Origin of the sequence: Planctomicrobium mucosum (genome assembly GCF_051466335.1) — a bacterium.
Lineage (GTDB): Bacteria > Planctomycetota > Planctomycetia > Planctomycetales > Planctomycetaceae > Planctomicrobium.
The window spans coordinates 2010313-2029371 of sequence record NZ_CP195793.1 but is presented as its reverse complement, the minus strand read 5'-3'; the positions used below and the strand labels follow the sequence as shown (position 1 = coordinate 2029371).

Below are 19059 nucleotides of genomic sequence, written 5' to 3'. Positions count from 1 at the left end.
CCGCAGTTATTCCATCTCTTCCAATTGATGGAAAGCAGGAAGGTCCCGAATTGCACTGAGATCCGGATCTTCTTTCATCCATTCAAACTGAGAAAAACCGCGGGTAATTGACTCTTGCAGACGTTCGATCGCAAGTTTTTCGAAATTGGCAATCTTTTCTTTGACGTCAGGCGAATCGGTCGATTGACGAAGTCGCTCGACACATCGGGAATAGACACAGGCTGAGTTGTAGGAGTAAAAGCGGTCAGTCCGAAATCTCGGCGCGTTCACCTCGACCATACTAACAGCCGATTCCCAGTCCCCGATGATCGCTGCGACGATCGCGACGCCCGTCAATGCCTGTCCGTCATGAATGTCCAGTTTCATCGCTTTCCGAAAATCGACATCAGCCTTCTCAAACTCGTTCCGGCGCAGATAGACGTTGCCGCGAGAAGAATAGGCGTCCGCCAACTCTGGATTGATCATGATCGCCATTGAGAACGCCTTCAAAGCCTGCTCTTCGTCCTCGGCAGAGACGTAGGCGAAACCAGACTCGACAAAACTGTAACCCGGAAACCGGGAACGCCATGCCTTGAACGCCTGATCCACCGCTGCGATTCCATTGTTATCCTGAGCCTGAATCACCTTCTCCTGATAAGAGCGCAGCCGGCGAATTGCTCCTTCCGTTCCAATCTCTCCCATCGCGACACACACGACGAGAGGATCACCCTCATTGGCTTCGTTCTCCAACATCCGACCGAGAATCGTCAGTGCTTCTTCATTTCCGATCGATTTCAGATTCCCAACCGCAGCGTAGCGAACGCTTGCGACCGGCGAAGCTGCCAGATCCCCGAGCACCTTGAGCTGAAGGTCCAGCGATAATCGTGGCAACAATGACACGACGATGACTTGCTCATCGTCAGAGTATTTCCCCACGCTGGCAACAACTGCCTCCAGATGCTTTTCAGTCCCGATCGCCCCGATCACTTCAATCAGTCGATGACGCGATCCATTCAGTTTTTCGAGTTCAACAAGAAGTGCAGAAGCTGCCCTCGAGTCTCGAGTCCGGTCCACGTGCTCAAGAATCTGTGGAGTGATCTTCCCTTGTGAGAGCTCCGCGAGCGAATACTGACTTGCGGCTTCCAATGAAGCTCGATCGGTACGGTCCATCAAAATCCGAAACGATTGGACTCGGACAGCTTCCTCCGGATCGGACAACGCGATTTGACACATTCTGTCCAGCTGGGGATGCCCAATCTGGTACAGAACTTCGAGTGCCGCTTCCCGGTTTTTTGCATCTGGATCGTTCACTCCGGCAGCGAGATACGTCTGCCAATCCGGGTGATAATTGTCGGCCAACAGCCGAAAGATTTCAGGACCGGGTAATCGAACAGTCCCCTGTGCCAGCATCGCCAGAACATTAGTGCGGTGAGCCGGAGTTGGCGTTTGCAACAACCCCCGAAACGCTGCTCGCGTCAGGTCTGTATTCTGACTCTTGACCATCTCCTGCAGCCGGTTTGCAGCAAGAGGCGAGGACTGCTCACCGAGTGCAATTGCAGCGGCAGCCTGTAAATCCGGGTTCGCTGAGTGTGATAATTCAATTAGAAGAGGAATCGCCTTTGGATCGAGCCGCTCCCCACCCACGATCATCGCGGCTTCCTGAGACCAGGTATGCCCGTTAGCGAGTTCCTGCTCGATCGTGCTGGAATCAACCCGTTCGAACACATCACGCAGGGCTGCAATCGCCCCGACACGCGATTCCCGGTACACCCCTTGTGTCTCATCGGCCCAATCTTCGACTTCACGGTTTCCGTCAGTCAGATTTGCGAGTACGACCTGTCTCGACGCCGGGAGAACGGGGAGCTGCATCTCGAGTGGATTCCCCTCACGACTGGCTGCATTCATCGACAATAGCCACCCGATCAGTACGTCATCCGACGGCTGAGCATCTGGTCCCCATTCGACGAGAAATCGTTTCCCTCCATTTTGAGACAACGCTTTCATCTCAGACGCGAGATACGCACAGTTGAATCGATTCAACTGCCCCATAATGCTCAAAATCACCAACGACTTTTGAGGGCCGATTTCAGCTGTTTTCAGTCCAAGACGAGCGTTCTGTTGTTGAATGACGTCCAGATTTACAACTTCGCCGGTCTCGGTGCGAATGGAGAGAAGCATCGGGGGAACGACCGGAATCGGTTCAAATCCAGCGAACACACACCAGAACGCCACTGCCTTTCCTTGCGGGATGTTCAGTTTCTGCGGTGTCCGAAGTTGAAACTGGGGTCGTGTGTTGCCGTCTTCATGCCAATCGATCTCGAGAGGCATCTGTCGCGACATTTTTGAAGCCGCCCCGATTTTGAATCGCGTTTCACCAACTTTGAGCTCGATCGAATCTGACGTAACCTGAATGTCGTGGTCGGTTTGATTCCCGATCATCAGCCGAAGAACGCAATAACGGTTGCTCTCATCGGCGTAAACATTATCTGATCCGAGAAATCCACGTTCGCACCAGACCATGATTGGAGCGTCGGCAAGGGGTCGCACAACTTCCCCTCCCGGAAGGTCTGCGGTGCGAAGGATAAAGTCACGGACAGCCTGGGAAGTTCCACTCCAGACAAGGTCGAGCGGATCAAGTTCAGCAGCCGAACCTGAACGAGAGATTAAAACCAGAACGAGTACCAGAAGTTCTCGAAACCGAACGTGAATGCGCTGCTGTAGACTGCTCGATTTCATGGATTCGTTTCAGCAATTCATGAAGTAATCAGCGATTCACGGAACCGTCAGGATGAGTGGACCGCTGCAACCGTAAATAACCGCACCAAGATGAAATCCCCTTGGGTCGCCCCTATCGTAACATCATCAAATACCCTCGTCAGTGTAAAATAGCGAATTTCACACTGTCAGAGGTGAGCGGAGCAACAATCGTCCCCTCCTTCCCACGATTGAGCGAACTTGACCAGAGAGCCAAGAGTCCCGACACTGCCCGGCTGTTCTGTGTCAAATCGATCCGCATTCTGAACGAAGTCAATGTGAGGGTCTCCTCACTGCTCCTCAAAACATGTCCCTTTTCGGGATATCGATTTGCGTTGCGGATTTCACGACAGCCGCTTCCCCCATGAGGGCGAATTGAGTGATTCCGACTAACTCGTTTTCACTGATACGCCGTATCGCAATTTCCAGATTCGGATCAGGTGCACAGGACATTTTACCTTTCATTCTGAAGCCTCGTCAGAAAGAGAAACCAAATGGCCCTATCGGAAGATTTAGAGTCAATTTATCAGGAAGTCGTGAAACGCAACGCCAATGAACTTGAGTTTCATCAGGCAGCGCGTGAAGTCATTGAAACCCTTGGCCCGGTTCTGGCAAAACACCGTGAATTCGCAGACGCCAAAGTGCTTCAGCGGGTCTGTGAGCCCGAGCGCCAATTGATCTTCCGAGTCCCCTGGCAGGACGACAAAGGTGAAATCCAGATCAATCGCGGATTCCGGGTGCAGTTCAACAGTGCCCTCGGACCATACAAGGGAGGAATTCGTTTCCATCCCTCCGTTTATCTGGGCATCATCAAGTTCCTCGGCTTTGAGCAGATCTTCAAAAACTCGCTCACAGGACTTCCTATCGGAGCAGCCAAAGGGGGATCCGACTTCGACCCTAAAGGGAAATCCGATTCAGAAGTGATGCGATTCTGCCAGTCGTTCATGACAGAACTCTGGCGCATCATTGGAGAATATACCGACGTACCAGCGGGGGACATTGGCGTCGGTGGCCGCGAAATCGGCTATTTGTTCGGGCAGTACAAACGGCTGACCAACAAGTTTGAAGCAGGTGTGCTCACCGGAAAAGGGATTGTCTACGGGGGAAGCCAGGTTCGCAAAGAAGCGACAGGCTATGGGTGTACTTACTTCGTCGAGAACATGCTCGCCTCGCGTAAGCAGAACTTTGAAGGAAAGAAAGTCGTCGTCTCCGGTTCCGGAAATGTCGCGATTTACGCATTGCAGAAGGTGATCGAACTCGGCGGAAAAGTCGTCGCCATGAGCGATTCCGACGGCATCATCGTCGACGAATCTGGAATCAATTTCGAGACGATGCAGCAGCTTAAGGAAATCGAGCGACGCCGCATCAGCGAATATGCGAATCTTCACAAAACAGCGCATTACGTCGCGGACGGAAACATCTGGTCGGTCCCCTGTGACGTGGCAATGCCATCAGCGACACAGAACGAACTGACAGGCAAAGATGCTGCAATTCTCGTGAAGAACGGTGTCGTCGCAGTTGGAGAAGGGGCAAACATGCCCAGCACTCCGGACGCTGTCCAGGTCTTCCTTGAGGCGGGCGTTCTGTTTGGACCAGGTAAAGCTGCCAATGCGGGAGGAGTGGCCACATCCGGCCTCGAGATGCAGCAGAATGCTTGCCGTGAAGCGTGGGGATTTGAAGAAACCGACGCTAAGCTCCGCCAGATCATGAAGTCGATTCATCAGAACTGCTCTGAAGCAGCCGATGAGTATGGCACTCCCGGAAATCTGGTGCGTGGTGCCAACATTGCAGGCTTCCTGAAGCTGGCACGTGCAACGATGGCCCAAGGTCTCGTTTAAGCGAGTCCACCATCGACTGCAAATGAAGAAATGAAAAAGGAGTTGCATCGGGAACGTGCAACTCCTTTTTCATTTCGATTTCGTCAAATCGATGAAGCAAAATCCCTCTCGATCCACTCGTTCTCCCGTGCTGACATCCAGAGGAGAACTAAAGATCGGCCCATGCGTGCAAAAGGTGTGAAACTCACCGTTTTCTCCGCATGGGTCGACATTTCCCGGGAGATCGCGAAGCAGAGACGAATCGAATCGACGCCCCAAAAAGGATTCGTCCAAAACACGCGGATCGACGCATGTCAGTACAGACTCAAAGCCAGAGTCGATCATTTGTCGAGCCAGCAAAGCGGTTCCCGCCCTTCCAACCCAAGCTGGAGAGATCGGTGTGATCCCCGATCCGCTGAGTAGTCGAATCCGGTAGTCGCGAATGTCTTCGAGAAACAAATCGCCGAATGCTAAATGTGTCGCCCCCTTCGCAGCGAGCACTTCCAAAAGTTCCCCAAACTTCCGCTCATAATTCTCATTCGAGCACGGCCACGGCAAGTTGACACGATGGAGAGGAAGTGCGACCCGCTCAGCCTGCAACTCGACCAACTCGCTTCGAACAGCGTGCATCCCCACTCGATCGAATTCTTCGTTGAATGTCGTACACAGCGCGACAACGTCAACATCAGGGTCCTGACGGAGCAGATGCAACACCCATGCGCAATCTTTTCCGGAACTCCAGGAGACAGCGACCCGCTTGCTTCTGTTTGCTGAGATCGTGACTGACATCGCAAGCCCTTTGTACTGACAGAAAAAATCCAGCCGTACACGATTCATGTACGGCTGGACAAAACTCATGCGGTGCATATCAGATTAGTATGCACGAGGACGAACCTGCCCCTGCACTCGGAGTGGCAAGCCCATGATGCGGAGGAAGCCTTCAGCGTCAGTCTGGTTGTAGCTTCCGCCCCCTTCCATGCTCGCAATCGCCTCGTCGTACAGACTGACTGGCGAGGTTCGGCTGGTGACGCGGACGTTCCCTTTGTACAGGCCAAGTGTCACGTCGCCCGTAACTGGTTTCTGAAGTTCGTTGATGAACGCCATCAAAGCGTCCATCTTCGCACAGTACCAGAAGCCGTAATAAACCATCTCAGCCACTTCAGGACTCAAGCGGTCACGCAAGTGAGTCGCGTCACGGTCGAGAGTCAGTTGCTCCAATGCCTGATGAGCAGCGTACAGGCAGGTCATCCCCGGAGCTTCATAAACACCGCGGCTCTTCATTCCGACAAATCGGTTTTCAACAATGTCGATTCGCCCAACACCATTGGCTCCTGCGAGCTTGTTGAGTGTTTTGACGATCTCGACAGCGGAGAGTTCCTTGCCGTCAATTGCGGTTGGAACACCCGACTCGAAGTGAATGGTGACTGTTGTTTCCTGATCAGGAGCCTGCTGAGGAGAAATCGTCATCCCGAAATCAATGACCGGAATCCCGTCGACTGCAGGGTCTTCCAACAGACCAGCTTCGTAGCTGATGTGCAGACAGTTCTCGTCAGAAGAATAAGGCTTTTTGGCGGTCGCCTTGACCGGAATCCCTTTTTTCTCGCAGTAAGCGAGCATCTCGGTTCGGCCAGGAAACTGTTCGCGGAACGATTCGACTCGCCAAGGAGCGATGATCTTGCACTTTGGATCGAGTGCTTCTGCTGCCAACTGGAAACGGCATTGATCGTTCCCCTTCCCTGTCGCTCCGTGCACGAATCCGGACGCACCGACTTCGCGAGCACGTTGCAAACAGGCCTTCGCGATCAGCGGACGGGCAATGCTGGTTCCGAGCAAGTAAATGTTTTCGTACTTGGCTTGCCATTGCAGCACAGGAAACGCGAAGTCGCTGCAAAGCTCATTCTGGACGTCAACGGCGATTGCTGTTTTCGCGCCGATATCCATTGCCTTCTTCAGAATGGCTTCGATGTCTTCACAGGGCTGCCCCAGATCGACATACAGGCAGTGAACATCCAAGCCCTGATCGATCAACCAGGCGACCAGCACAGACGTGTCCAACCCACCGCTATACGCCAATACTACAGATTCCGACATGACAGCCTCAGCCAAAGTTCAATGAACAACTTACTGTATGGAAATGCAGCCTCAGCAAGCGTCCGCCTGCCTGAGTCTACCCCTGCTAGTATGTCGAATCTTCGCAAGACAATCCAAGGTGCAACCCAGCGAGACGAAAAAAAGTTGTCGGGAGTCTCACTTTTTGCAATTTGCTCAAATCGAACCGAAAGTCCCGTCTGTTGCAGGATTGGATTTGGGTCCCCAAAATCGGCCTCTTGACCTGCTCGCCCCCCACCTACTGGGAATGCCCAATGGAAGTTTCAAAATCTGTCTATTTGAGTGCTTTTGCAGATGAAGCTGCAAATCGAAAGACTGCGATCGAACAAATGGCAGCCCTCTCTGCCCTGGGGCTCAGATATTACAGCCCCCGCTTCGTGGACGTTCTCGGGAATGGTCAGGTCAAACATGTCGTCGAGCTGAACGAAGCGGAACTTGCCGAGCTCAATAAAATTCACGCTGAGTACGGAATGTCCGTCACCAGCATTGGCTCACGCATCGGCAAAATCAAATTACTTGATCAGGATGATGGTTCACACAACAAATTCGTCCCGTTTGAAGAGTACATGCAAGGGGAAGTCGCCAACACCATTCGTGCCGCTCTCGCACTGAATGCAAAACTGATCCGAGGCTTTTCCTTCTACCACCCCAAAGGGACAGACCCGGCACAATATGTCGATCAAGCGGTCGCCTTGATCGGAAAAATTGCTGACGAATTCGCAAAACATGGAATCGTCTATGGGCTGGAAGTCGAAGCGAATCTGATCGGCCAGAACGGTCGTCTCCTCGCTGAACTCGCCGAAAAGCTCAACCGGGACAACCTCGTGGTGATCTACGATGCCGGTAACCTCTCTTCTCAAAACATGACTCCGGTTCAATGTTTCGAGGAATACGCTGCAATGCGACCTTACATCGGCTGGATCCACATTAAGGACTATTGCGTCGACCCGGACCTTGAATGGCTGGGCTACGTCGATGAAGAACGCCTCAAGAATTTCGTCCCCGCCGACATCGGGGATTCGGGACACGAGGCGATTTTGCGAGATTTCCGGGAGCACATTCCGACGGCAACTGCCCGGATGCAGAAATTCGGCCTTCCCGGCACTTTTCTGGAACTGGAACCGCACCTGAAAGGTGGTGGACAGTTCGGCGGGTTCAGCGGACCAGATGGAATGGGAGTCGCAGTGCGGGCCCTCTGTTCGCTGCTCGATTACGTCGGAATCGAGTACAAGCTCCGCAACATGAACGACATCAAGATCGCTCGAGGATTTTAACCGACAAGAGTCAGCATCTTTGCCGCATGCGGAGCCTCGCCACTCGGCCAGTTTCCACGTGCGGCCTTTTTCATTTCCTCATTGTATTCTTGAAGTGAGCAGCCAGACCACTTGCTCCACTCTGGCCCCCTCGCCAACGCTCCTCGTGAATTGTCCCATGAGATGAAGCACAGCCATCCCAGTCGCGAGTTTTCCACCGGCAAGTATGACGATTGACGTTTTCCCCTTTGAAGAACCAAGTCTGATCCGCTGGCCGCCAAGATTGCATTTCAGGTTCGAATACGGTTTGAATTCCTAAAATCCGTTTCACCAGTTGAACGCTGTAGAGCGCCGCGAAGAACAAAAGTCCCATCAATACGGTGAACGGAATCAGCAAAACCCCCAGCTCGAAAAAGTGACGGGTCCCCTCAAATAGCGGATTCCAGAACAGGATCGTCAGGAGCGTCCCTAAACTCAGATACGGGCCGTACGGGATCATGCGATCGAGCGTCTTGCGCCGCCCCGCCATCCGCATCACCATCTCCCAGACGAAATTCGCCGCCACAACGACTAATGCGCAAATCGGGGCAATGAAGAATGCGATGATCGACGCCTGCCAGCCAATGAACGCTCCGACCATCCCCATGAGAATCACGTCACCAAAACCCATCGCTTCCTGACGAAGGATCCAGAATCCCATCAGCCGCACCAGCCAGACAATTCCGCCCCCAACAATCAGACCGACCAGACTCATCGCCAGTCCATGGAGATGAGGATGAGCAGTAATCCACGCAGGAACCTCAGGGCCGCCGAGGAACGGATGGACCCAGTCCGGTGTTACCACTGAAAACGACTGTTCCAGGTTCGGACTTTGGAACCAGACCGGAACCAGATGCACGCAACCAAAAATCAAGCTGGTGACGATCGCAAATGCCATCGCTGGCAGCGTGGAACCATCGGGAATGATTCGGAGATCAAAATCGATAAACGAAGCGACCAGCAGTGCTTCGATCAGAATCATATGAAAGAAATAGCGCAGCAACACGAAAAATTCCGGGGACCAGCCCCCCAATCCCGGGTAAGCCTGCGGCCCCAGCGCCGAGTACACGCAACTGTCAGCAAGAGTGCTCGTAACTGAAACCGGGACTTCCATCCAGAAGACCAGTACCCACAAACACCCATTCAAAAATTCGATGAGCGGATAACGGGGCGAAATCCGCATTTTGCATGCACGGCACCTCCCCCCCAACCTCAACCACCCGAAGATTGGCACATTGTCAAACCACCGAATGTCCGTCTTGCATCGTGGACAATGTGAAGGTCGATTGGAAAGAGACTTTAATTGATTGAGAAATCGTTCCTGCGTCGGAATGCGGTAGATACACACATTCAAAAAGCTGCCGACAATCGCCCCCAGAATGAACAGGTATGGCAGCAGCATCCAGAGAGGGAGATCGATGCGAAGATGAATGGCAGAATCAACCGCGAGCATGAATTGGGCGTGCCTGACAGAAGGAGTAATTTCCAAAGTTCAGTGGGAACAAATCCCTCGCGATACTGAACAACCATCCACAGTTCCAAAAACCTCAAAAGCTTCATTCTGTCATCGTGCCCCCGACGAACACAATGCTGAAAACACAGTCCACCGATTAACGGATCTGCCGGAGAATCTCGTCGACAATCGCCTCTGGGAGTCTTCCTTCGGTATCGATCACGTGTGATGCAGCGGCCTCATACAGCGGCTTTCGACGGTTCAATACCTCGACGATTTCGCTATAAGGGTCGGTTCCAGTCAGTGTAGGTCTGCGATCAGCGGTTGTCGGATCACCCTGAAGCCTGGCTGCGATCGTCGAGACCTCTGCCACGAGCCAGATCACCTTCCCGGCTTCTCTCATCAGTCGCCGGTTCTTCTCGCAGAGAATAGCCCCTCCCCCGACGGAAAGGACGACATCACCGCGTCCAAGATGCCTCGCAATCTCCTGACGTTCCAAATCACGAAATGCAGGCTCCCCATCCTCCGCGAAGATGTTTTTGATGGATTTCCCGGCTCTCGCTTCGATCTGAGGATCGGTATCGATGTACTCCCATCCGAGTCGCTGTGCCAGTTCCGCACCGACGGTTGTTTTCCCAGTCCCACGATATCCAATAATTGTGATCGCCATGTGTGCCGCACCGATTGGAGGTCTCAATTCCTTAAAGATAACGAATACATAGCCTTCAGGCATCACGTCCGGGATTGCGAATCGCGAACTTTCAGCAGGCCATCGGACCAAAATGGATTGTCCAAGGCCTCAAGAGGCGGAATCGACGTCGCTGTACACAGAACGATCGTTAAGAGAGCGGTTTAATTGGGTTCCACGCTGCAAAAACGGAGACTCGAACCTCTCCGAAATCGAAAAATTCCAAAGCCGTAGATCGTTGCTATGGTTCCGCCCATTGCTTACACTCCTCGGTCAGCAGCGAATCGCTCACACGGAGAGGTGGCAGAGCGGCCGATTGCACCGGTCTTGAAAACCGGAGTACCCTCGCGGGTACCCAGGGTTCGAATCCCTGCCTCTCCGCTCAAAAAGAAAGCCCGTCGGCATTTGAAGTCGACGGGCTTTCTTTTTTGCTTCTTCAATTGTCACATGTCGTCGCGATTCGAGAGAACAAGACCGATCGCGCGCCCTCCCGAAATTTGCTTCGGACAATGTCTTCCCACGGATTGAGTCGCGAATTTTCGAATCATGCTTTCCCCACACTCTGGGCTCGCTCTTGCGCACCAGTTTGATTTGGTCGGTCGAAGTCGATGCAGTTGACGAACAAGCTATCCCCGCGGAACTGATCATAGTTCGACTGCGGTCGCTTGCCTGATGCTCCCCGCAAAAAACAGTACCAGCCAGTGCAAGACGCGGTCATTCCTGTGGATTTCTCCTCGACCCAACCTTCTGTGGCGTCGTCGCTTCAACGGAAAAATTGGATCAACTGATCGGTTAAGTAAAAAATCCAGGATTGACCTAATAAAATCATCTGATAATCTTCACAGACACAGAACACATCCACAACGCAGCATTTGTTCACGCGTTCAGATTAACCACGTCATTTCATCTGCTTCCCATTACTCAGGCGGGAACCCGTTCGAGTCTCTAAGAACTCAGAGTTTGATTAGATAGTTGAGGCACTGAGTCCGTGACTCGCTGAATTCCCAAGAACATCTCGTTCCGTCATATTGATTGAAAGGTGCAGTATGTTGAGGTTCATATTTCAGTGCAGCCACCCGGCGCCCAGAAGGTCAAAGAACACTGGATTCACGCTCATTGAACTACTCGTCGTGATCGCGATTATCGCGGTCCTCATCGCACTGCTCCTCCCGGCAGTCCAGCAAGCTCGGGAGGCAGCAAGACGTTCGCAGTGCAAGAACAACCTCAAACAGTTGGGATTGGCACTTCACAACTACCACGACATCGCTGGCAACTTCCCCCCTGCGACAATTATGCGTCCGCCCAGCTGGGCACCAGAATGGCCGTATATCGTCCACTTCATTCTTCCCTACCTCGATCAGGCTCCCATGTACAACGCACTGGCAGCAGATTGGGGACGTGTTCCACCCTGGGATGGGTCCGCAGAGGCCGCTTGGCCACAAGAAGTGCGAGTCGCAATCCCTTCAATCCTCTGTCCTTCGGATGGAATGAACCCCACCAAGCAGATTCCAATGAAGCTCCCCTGCACAAATTATATGGGGTTCACTTCCGGCCTGAATGATGGGGAAACATGGGCTGACCTCCAGGGAACTCGCGCCGCCTTCGCCCCCAACCGCGGAGCGAAGATCGCACATATTCTGGATGGAACTTCCAACACAATGCTGATGGCAGAATACCTGACTGGAACTCCGGGAGACTGGCGAGGTCATTTTTATACGTCTCGTGCTGGCGACAAGTACATGCACGTGACCAATACTCCGAACAGCCGCGCACCAGACCGAATCTTCGAATGGAATGAAGGATGCAGCAACACAAATGGAGCGAACCTTCCGCTCATGAATCTTCCATGCCTTCCAGATTCAAACACGTCCACCAACTTCGTTTCCCCACGAAGTCGCCACACAGGCGGTGTTCACGCATTGCTTGCAGACGGTTCGGTGCGGTTTGTCAGCGACAACATCAATCTGACGACTTGGCGGAATCTCGGCTTTATCGCGGATGGCCAAGTCATCGGAGAGTTCTAAAGAGAATTCCATGATGATTTAATTTTGCACTGCGGCAGAAATGAATGCGGCAATACAAATTGCGCGGCTGTTTCTGCCGTTAAAAATTTATCACAAAGCGAATCACTCGTTGCAAACGTTTCCAGCGATCTGTTTGTGGCGAGTGGTTCTTCAGTTTCATCCATTTCACATTAATCATATCGACGACGCACTGGTCGTCCGGAGCAAAAGGATGCTCACTTTGAAATTTAGAACTCAGACTCTGCTTCTCGCGATCTTCGCGTTTGGAATCAGCCCTATCCTAAGCGGTTGCGGTGGCGGCAACGACAACCGTGCTTCAATTTCTGGATCGGTCACTTTCAACGGTGAACCAGTCGAAGAAGGTTCAATTACTTTCATCGCAGAAAAAGGGCCCTCCACCGGAGGGGCTATTTCAAATGGCACGTACTCCATTCCATCTGAAAATGGCCCGATGCTCGGCAATAACACGGTTCACATTTCGTGGAACAAGAAAACCGGCAAGCAGATCGAAGCGGGATCACCAACGCCTGCTGGGACAAAGATTGACGAACGAAAAGAAGCAATCCCCGACAAGTACAACAAGAAGAGCGAACTCAAGGTCGACATCAAATCGGGAGCCAACAAAGAAGACTTTACTTTAACCAAGTAATCAACGCTCGTCAGGGTTGCTCGTTCCAACCGAACGAGAGCAATGACCACAGATTGTCATTCACCGATCAGCCTGCTTGTCATCTCAGACAGACAGGCTGTTTGTATTTCATCGATACAATTGCTCGACTCAACAACCGCCTTGAAATCTGATGAGTTGGTCCATTGTCGAACTATCTCTGTTGCAATACGGTGCCAGCAACTATGAATGCAATCAGTCCGAGCAGAGTCGCCAGGCCGATCTTGATCATACTATAAGGTCGCTGCCCATCTAATTTCCCGGTGACAGCATTAATCGCGACGACGTACGGTTTGTTGTGAAACTGATAAGCCAGAATCCAGATCGGTAACAGGATGTGCTTGAACGTCACATCGGCGAACTGAGTATCCACAGTATCAAGGCGTTGGTCATCTCCACCGATATCCCCTTCGCAAAGCGACCTTATTTCGGTCTCCATCTGGCGTTTGGCGAGTTGGTATCCCTCTTTCAGTTCAACGTCGTATGTTCTTGCAGTGATTCCTGCGAGATATTCCGGTGTGAATGGGACCGCTTTATTCAACTTCCATGGACCGAGATTGTTTATCAGGCTGGTCGGCATCCCTTTGGCGGCAAAGACGAGTCGGTCATCAAAAAAATGACGAACGTGACCGCTTGTCGAATACCACCGTGTCCGCCGCTGCCGAGATTCGTTCTTCCCACTACCGACGGTAACATAATAGTGCTCACCGCGTTGCCCGGTATACCGCGTGTAGGTCATTGAATCGAAAGTCCAGAACGGAAGATAGCTCCCCTGGAACTTGCCATCGTCGCCTGCATGCTTAAATTTGTTCGGCGCAAACCAACGGGTGCTCACCCAATTCTGGAAAATCTGCCGTGCTTTATCTTCTCGTACGACGAACGGACTCAGAGCGTCCACGGGGATTCGATTTCCCCCCTTGTGAATTCGAGCCCGTTGAATTGGAGTTCCGCAGTAGGGACACGATGAACTCGTCAACGTTCCGATAAAGGCGACCGTCGCCCCACACGCCTCACACTGGACTTCTTGATGTTCAGCTGGGGCCTCGGTCTCGGCCTTTTTTTGCTTCTCCTCGATCAGCTTCTGCATCATCGCATCGAAGTCTTGTTCCTGCACCCGAGCATTTGGCTGCAGCACAATGTCCCGTTTACCGCCACAATGATTGCAGATGAGGTTTTGGGTCCCCTTTTCGAAAACCATGTCCGCACCGCATGTTAAGCAAGGGAAGATCCTCCCCTTCCCACCATCCACACTCTCCCCGTAAGTAGAGTCTGAATCAGACATGCGGAGTCTTCCTATCTCATTTCACTGCTTGTTTATGAGGCCTCATCCGCCTCCTCACGACAGAGGCACAATAGGGGACCGAACGCAAAACTTCGAGGCGAAGTTCAATTTTTGTATCGCGAATCTCACACTCGCGGAACTTCAAAATGCCGTCTCCACTCCAAGCTCCTCGCTTCAAAATCAGGAATCGAAACGAAAGCCGATCTTGACCGAAACAATCACGATCGCGAAGGTTAGAGCAGGAATCGAGTCGTCGGCGAATTCACAAATGGCTTCGCCACCCTGAAGACGATCGATCCCTCAGTCCTTCTCCCTCCTGATAACACCGGGTTGCCAGTGTACGGTCCCTTACTTAATCAGCTTTCCGAAGCATCGACCTACTTCATTTGTGGATGCTTCGCGTTCCACCTCTTTGTGTTCTTTGTCCTTTGGATCTGGTTCCGACACGATCGTCGCGCGATTGTCTCAACGCTGTTTGACTTCACAAAGGGGATCCGGAACCAAAGCCTGCTTGGGTCCAACTCTCACCTTTCCGATCAGATTGAAGCATTTCTGGCGGATGTCAATGACACCATCGATGACACCACTCGCAAGACCGATCGAAGAACCATTCTGGCGCGAATGAAGATTCTGGACGAAAAACGCATGTACCTGAATTCGATGACGTTCGAGACGGTCTACAACATGTGCCGCACGATGATCGAAGCCTATCCTCTCGCAGGCGTGCTCGGAACAATCCTCGCGATTGGTGCAGTGCTGCAGACTCCACCACCTGCCGACCTGTCCGTCTCCGTCACAGGGAACCTGCTCGGTGAACTGGGGAACGCCATCTGGTCGACAGCAGCGGGTATCTTCGCTGCAATGATTTTGATGTTCATCAACAGCTGCCTTGAACCGGCATTTATGCGGCTCTCTGAAAATCGTGATCAGGTCAGGCAGACCGTCGCTCGCGTCAAACGCGAACTGACTTTAATTGCCTCGCAAGAGGAGGACGCCTGATGCTGACACCGCGTCGCATGGCGCTCCAACTGACACCTTTGCTCGACATGCTGCTCATTATCGTTTTCGCACAATACCTGGAGATGCGTGAAACGGAACATCGTATCACTCAGAAAGCTGCGGTCACTGTCACAGAACTCGCCGACGCAAAGGCGAGGCTTCTGGAATTGCTCCTGAAAGAAGAAGCCCTGCATCAGGAGATTGAGGTCTCACGCGCATTGCGAACCGAAACCCAGCTAGCTCTGACACAGCAACAGCAACAAGCAATGCAATTTCAAAGAGAACTGGAATTGACTGTCGAACGGCAGAAGGTTGTCTCGGACATGATTTCCGAAATGTTCCAGATCCCCGAGCAGGAAGTCGACCGATTGCTCGAATCGACCCGAATGCCCGCACTAGAGCGGTCACCACAGGAATTGAGCCGCCTGAAAGACCAGTTCCGACAGTTCTCGCAGAAGAGCAGCGGGCGAGTTGTTGAACACCTGCTCTCCTATGAAGAGATTCGAAAACGCTGTGATGTCTGGGAACTTCACGTCGACGCCAGCGGATTCATCTCAATTTCTTCAGGCCCCAAAAAGTCGCGAATTCAGATCCCGATGCTCGCCAATGAGGATGTCGACAGCGAAGCCCTCGTGGCAGAACTTTATGCCTGGTACAAAACTCTCCCTGAGCCGAAAAGCCTCGTTGTCATCCTGATGACTTACGATCGCTCTTCGCGGATCGCGATGACCGAGTCAATCCGCAGGGCACTTCCAGTACTCGTTACGAGAATGCAAAACGATCACTTTGGATCTGTCAGGTTCGAATACGCAGACCTTGGGTTCCGTCTCGATTGAGTCTCTACGATTTCATCAGCCCTGAGCCCAAACTACTCCGCTTCGCCCGGAGCGATGACTTCCAACGAAAGAAGCTCGATTCGATCAGCCTCGAAATAAAGTCCAGCAGCACGTAAATCGCGGACAGCATGTATCACGTTGCGAGCACGTCGTTGCTCTCGAAGTTCTGCCGGCGCTGGCTCAGCGTTTGACACAAACTCTACCCGTGCAATTTCGGGCTGAAGTTCCTGAATACCTGCGAACCGGAGTTCAGGTACAGGTCGCGTTTGTGGCGGATTCCTCTCGGGAGCCAAAGTAGGGACGTCAATGGCGAGCGAACTTCCAGCCATTGTCATCACGAACACTCGCAACAATTCGATCCAATACATCTCCGAACCTCCATGTCCTATGAGAGAATGAACGAGGACCGGGAGACTAAAGCGAAATTGCGGATCAGGTCAACGCGAATCCAGCGAGCAGTAAAGCACCACCGCGACGACTTCTAGGGGGAACACCCCACGCGAAAAAGAAACTCACCACTCAAAAGACGATTGAGAGTTTTGGGATACAGCGTCGGTGAAGACCGCATCGATCTCAATTTTCGCCGACATATCCCCCGAGCCAGAACCTAGCTCAAATCTTTGAGAGAGTTCAGCCCCAGATAGATCACGATGCCGCTACTGACGATGAAGAGAATATCCATCAGCATCGTGTGAGAGGTCCCACCAAAAGGAACCTTGATGATTAAATCTGCGAGCGAAGCCAATGCCACAACTCCCGCGACAGCCATCGATCCAAGGACGACCTTTTTTGCGGTATCTTGCATAATACTCTCTGTAGGATCAGCCAAGCCAAAGATGTGAAACGACCATCGTGAAGTCTTGAATCAGATTCCCTCGTTTGACCGTGAGGGAAACGCTGGGTCGAAGTATAGACTGCAACCAACGCGATCGGCTAGCGCTAAACAAACCTCTTCAAGTCGATCCTCGACCAGACTTGCAAATTTCTCTACCGATTTCATCCCGAACGTACAAAATCTCACGTAATTTGATTCGTACCAGACACTTTCATCGTCACATTTGGCGAAGATGGAACAACTCAACCACGTATCCATCCGGGTCCAAAACAACAACTTGCACAGCACCATCGGGCCGTACCTTGGGACCAGAAACAGCTTTCATCCCCCACTGCTCCAACAGAGCATGAGCAAGGATGGCGTCGTCCACTTCGAATGCCAGATGCCACGTCCGCCCAGGCTGCGTTCCGCTCGCCATCCGGTTCCCTGCAGGCCCCGACTTCTCGTGCTCAACAATCAGATGAATCAGAGTCGACCCTGCCTGGAGCCACAGACCGTCAAAATCAAAATCCGGTCTGGGAACAATTTCCATCCCCAGCACAGCGTGATAGAAATGACGCGAGGCGTCGAGGTCTGCAATGACGAGCGAAACATGATCAATCTGTTTGACTCGTATTGGTTGCAACTCCATCAGAGAATCTCCTCAACCACTTAGCTCGTACGCCGACAAGACAAAGATGACGCGAAACGACTATTCGACGTTCAGGATGATCTCTCGCATCTTCTCGATCGCCGCCTTCATCTCAACGACCCGATGGGCAATGTCGATGTTGTTCGCCTTTGAGCCCGTCGTGTTGATTTCGCGGAAGAGTTCCTGACCGAGAAACTCTAACTTACGACCGTTCGATCCCTCTCCTTCGAGCAGGTTGCGATACTGCTGAATGTGAGACCGCAACCGCATCAGCTCTTCTGTGATGTCACAGCGATCCGCGAATAGGCTCACTTCGCGAATCAGATCGTTGTCGGTTACTTTGACTGAGTTCGAAGCCAGCAGATCATTCACGCGGGTCTTCAGGCGATCACGGTAATCAACAATGACCGCAGGAGCCTGCAAAGCAATCTGTTCGGCATTGTCTTCAATGATCTGTAATAGCGACTTCAACTCAGTCGCCATGTTCTGACCTTCTTCGCGTCGGAATTCCTGCAGATTTCGCATTGCTGCGACGAGCACTTCTTCCAGAAGAGGCCAGTCCGATTCCTGCACAGCGCGCGTCTCGCCATCACCCACGATTCCCGGGAGCGAAAGGAGCGAATCGATCGTGGCTGGCGGACTCAGGTCCATCTCAGCGCACATCTCACGCATCTGAGCAAGATACTGCCTCGCGACGCTGGGATTCAGGTGGTAAGCAGAAAGATCACCTAACTGACGAACTCGTAAGTGAATCGTGAATGTCCCGCGAGAGACCATCTCGCGGACAACACGATCCACATTCGATTCCAACGCCAGAAATGGATCGGGACAACGAAGCGAAATTTTCAAATGACGATTGTTGACGCTGCGTACTTCTGCAGTGACGCCGATTCGTTCATTTTGGCCCGAAGCATCTCCGTGCCCAGTCATGCTCAACAGCATGAGTGACCTCAAACAGTTCTATTCTGCAGCTGGGCTGACTGGGGATTCTGAAGCTTCCGGTACAGACTCAGTTGCTGGAGCCTCTGGAGCAGGTTCTGCAGGGGCTTCTGGAGTCGCTTCGGCCGCAGGCGCCTCCTCTGGAACCGCAGGCGGTGTGGCTTCTGCCGGCACTTCTGCAGCAGGCTCAGCGGCTGGAGTTTCCGCAGGAACATCTGGAGTTGCTGGCACTGCTTCCGCCGCTGGAGCTTCCATCGCTGGTGCAACTTCTGGGGTGACTGCACTTTCCTGCGTCGCTGGAGCAGGCTCAGTCGCAGGCGTCTCAGGCGTCGCTTCTGGAGTCACTGGAATCTCAGGTGTGCCCAGCGCAGGAATCGTTGACTCGGCTGCTCCAGTTGCCCCGGTTTCAGTCGATTCAACTTTCGTTTCGTCTTCGCCGAACGCGCCTCGAGCGAATTCATCGCTGCTGCTGCGCATCATGCATCCACTGATTCCGGCAACCAGTACCCAGACAGTCGCTGTTCCAACAGTCAGCCAGGTGAACATATCCCCTGCTTTGGTACCGAAAGCACTTTGACCACCTGCGCCCCCGAATGCACCAGCCAAACCACCCCCACGTCCTCGTTGGAGGAGGATGATCAGCATCAGGAAGAGCCCGAGAAACAGCAGAATCAACTGCAGAAGCAACACAACCACGTTTGAACCCTTTCGAAAAGCTGGGCGGTCCGTGCACCAGCAGTTTTAGATCTTAGTC

17 protein-coding genes and 1 tRNA gene are annotated in these 19059 nt (G+C 52.7%); 7 read left to right on the top strand and 11 right to left on the bottom strand.

Annotated features, from left to right (window positions below):
- Window positions 1-6: 6 nt before the first annotated feature.
- Window positions 7-2715: a HEAT repeat domain-containing protein gene (locus SH668x_RS08230; RefSeq protein ID WP_437188213.1), complete on the bottom strand. Its 2709-nt coding sequence runs from the start codon at window positions 2713-2715 to the stop codon at window positions 7-9.
- Between the two features lie 512 nt (window positions 2716-3227).
- Between SH668x_RS08230 and gdhA the strand changes: the two genes are divergently transcribed.
- Window positions 3228-4571 carry an NADP-specific glutamate dehydrogenase gene (gene gdhA / locus SH668x_RS08225; protein ID WP_437188212.1) on the top strand — a complete coding sequence of 448 codons (1344 nt, stop codon included), beginning with the start codon at window positions 3228-3230 and terminating at the stop codon, window positions 4569-4571.
- 69 nt (window positions 4572-4640) lie between these two features.
- On the opposite strand, the gene SH668x_RS08220 is transcribed toward gdhA, so the two are convergent.
- Both SH668x_RS08220 and SH668x_RS08215 read right to left on the bottom strand, forming a co-directional pair.
- Window positions 4641-5339, bottom strand: coding sequence for an ATP-binding protein (locus SH668x_RS08220; RefSeq protein ID WP_437188524.1), 699 nt, complete (start codon window positions 5337-5339; stop codon window positions 4641-4643).
- 84 nt (window positions 5340-5423) lie between these two features.
- Entirely contained in the window at window positions 5424-6641 is a 1218-nt protein-coding gene (locus tag SH668x_RS08215) for an argininosuccinate synthase (protein ID WP_437188211.1), read from the bottom strand.
- 272 nt (window positions 6642-6913) lie between these two features.
- On the opposite strand from SH668x_RS08215, the gene SH668x_RS08210 reads away from it, so the two are divergent.
- The gene (locus SH668x_RS08210) at window positions 6914-7933 is read left to right on the top strand and encodes a sugar phosphate isomerase/epimerase family protein (protein WP_437188210.1); all 1020 of its coding nucleotides are present in this window, start codon (window positions 6914-6916) and stop codon (window positions 7931-7933) included.
- 70 nt (window positions 7934-8003) lie between these two features.
- Here the strand turns inward: SH668x_RS08210 and SH668x_RS08205 are convergent, their stop codons facing one another.
- Window positions 8004-9404 carry a prepilin peptidase gene (locus SH668x_RS08205; RefSeq protein WP_437188209.1) on the bottom strand — a complete coding sequence of 467 codons (1401 nt, stop codon included), beginning with the start codon at window positions 9402-9404 and terminating at the stop codon, window positions 8004-8006.
- Between the two features lie 157 nt (window positions 9405-9561).
- On the bottom strand, window positions 9562-10074 hold the full coding sequence (locus SH668x_RS08200) for a shikimate kinase (protein ID WP_437188208.1): 513 nt from the start codon (window positions 10072-10074) through the stop codon (window positions 9562-9564).
- A gap of 312 nt (window positions 10075-10386) precedes the next feature.
- Between SH668x_RS08200 and SH668x_RS08195 the strand changes: the two genes are divergently transcribed.
- From SH668x_RS08195 to SH668x_RS08185, 3 genes are all read left to right on the top strand, one after another.
- Window positions 10387-10473 (top strand) — tRNA-Ser (locus SH668x_RS08195).
- 665 nt (window positions 10474-11138) lie between these two features.
- Window positions 11139-12116 (top strand): DUF1559 family PulG-like putative transporter, encoded by a 978-nt coding sequence (locus SH668x_RS08190; protein WP_437188207.1) that lies wholly within the window; start codon window positions 11139-11141, stop codon window positions 12114-12116.
- A 211-nt stretch (window positions 12117-12327) separates the two neighbouring features.
- Complete coding sequence (locus SH668x_RS08185; protein WP_437188206.1) at window positions 12328-12765, top strand: hypothetical protein; 438 nt, start codon at window positions 12328-12330, stop codon at window positions 12763-12765.
- A 172-nt stretch (window positions 12766-12937) separates the two neighbouring features.
- Here SH668x_RS08185 and SH668x_RS08180 read toward each other — a convergent pair whose 3' ends face one another.
- Entirely contained in the window at window positions 12938-14065 is a 1128-nt protein-coding gene (locus SH668x_RS08180) for a hypothetical protein (RefSeq protein ID WP_437188205.1), read from the bottom strand.
- 336 nt (window positions 14066-14401) lie between these two features.
- On the opposite strand from SH668x_RS08180, the gene SH668x_RS08175 reads away from it, so the two are divergent.
- Together SH668x_RS08175 and SH668x_RS08170 are read left to right on the top strand one after the other, a co-directional pair.
- Window positions 14402-15064 carry a MotA/TolQ/ExbB proton channel family protein gene (locus tag SH668x_RS08175; protein WP_437188204.1) on the top strand — a complete coding sequence of 221 codons (663 nt, stop codon included), beginning with the start codon at window positions 14402-14404 and terminating at the stop codon, window positions 15062-15064.
- On the top strand, window positions 15064-15900 hold the full coding sequence (locus SH668x_RS08170; protein ID WP_437188203.1) for a hypothetical protein: 837 nt from the start codon (window positions 15064-15066) through the stop codon (window positions 15898-15900). Before SH668x_RS08175 ends, SH668x_RS08170 begins: the two co-directional genes overlap by 1 nt.
- A 32-nt stretch (window positions 15901-15932) precedes the next feature.
- Here SH668x_RS08170 and SH668x_RS08165 read toward each other — a convergent pair whose 3' ends face one another.
- The 5 genes from SH668x_RS08165 to secG form a co-directional block, all read right to left on the bottom strand.
- Window positions 15933-16268 (bottom strand): hypothetical protein, encoded by a 336-nt coding sequence (locus tag SH668x_RS08165; protein ID WP_437188202.1) that lies wholly within the window; start codon window positions 16266-16268, stop codon window positions 15933-15935.
- 239 nt (window positions 16269-16507) lie between these two features.
- Window positions 16508-16705, bottom strand: a complete 198-nt coding sequence (locus SH668x_RS08160; protein ID WP_437188201.1) for a hypothetical protein — start codon at window positions 16703-16705, stop codon at window positions 16508-16510.
- A gap of 247 nt (window positions 16706-16952) precedes the next feature.
- Window positions 16953-17366, bottom strand: coding sequence for a VOC family protein (locus tag SH668x_RS08155; protein WP_437188200.1), 414 nt, complete (start codon window positions 17364-17366; stop codon window positions 16953-16955).
- A 60-nt stretch (window positions 17367-17426) separates the two neighbouring features.
- Window positions 17427-18308 (bottom strand): YicC/YloC family endoribonuclease, encoded by an 882-nt coding sequence (locus tag SH668x_RS08150; protein WP_437188199.1) that lies wholly within the window; start codon window positions 18306-18308, stop codon window positions 17427-17429.
- An 18-nt stretch (window positions 18309-18326) separates the two neighbouring features.
- Complete coding sequence (gene secG / locus SH668x_RS08145) at window positions 18327-19001, bottom strand: preprotein translocase subunit SecG (protein ID WP_437188198.1); 675 nt, start codon at window positions 18999-19001, stop codon at window positions 18327-18329.
- Window positions 19002-19059: the final 58 nt, after the last annotated feature.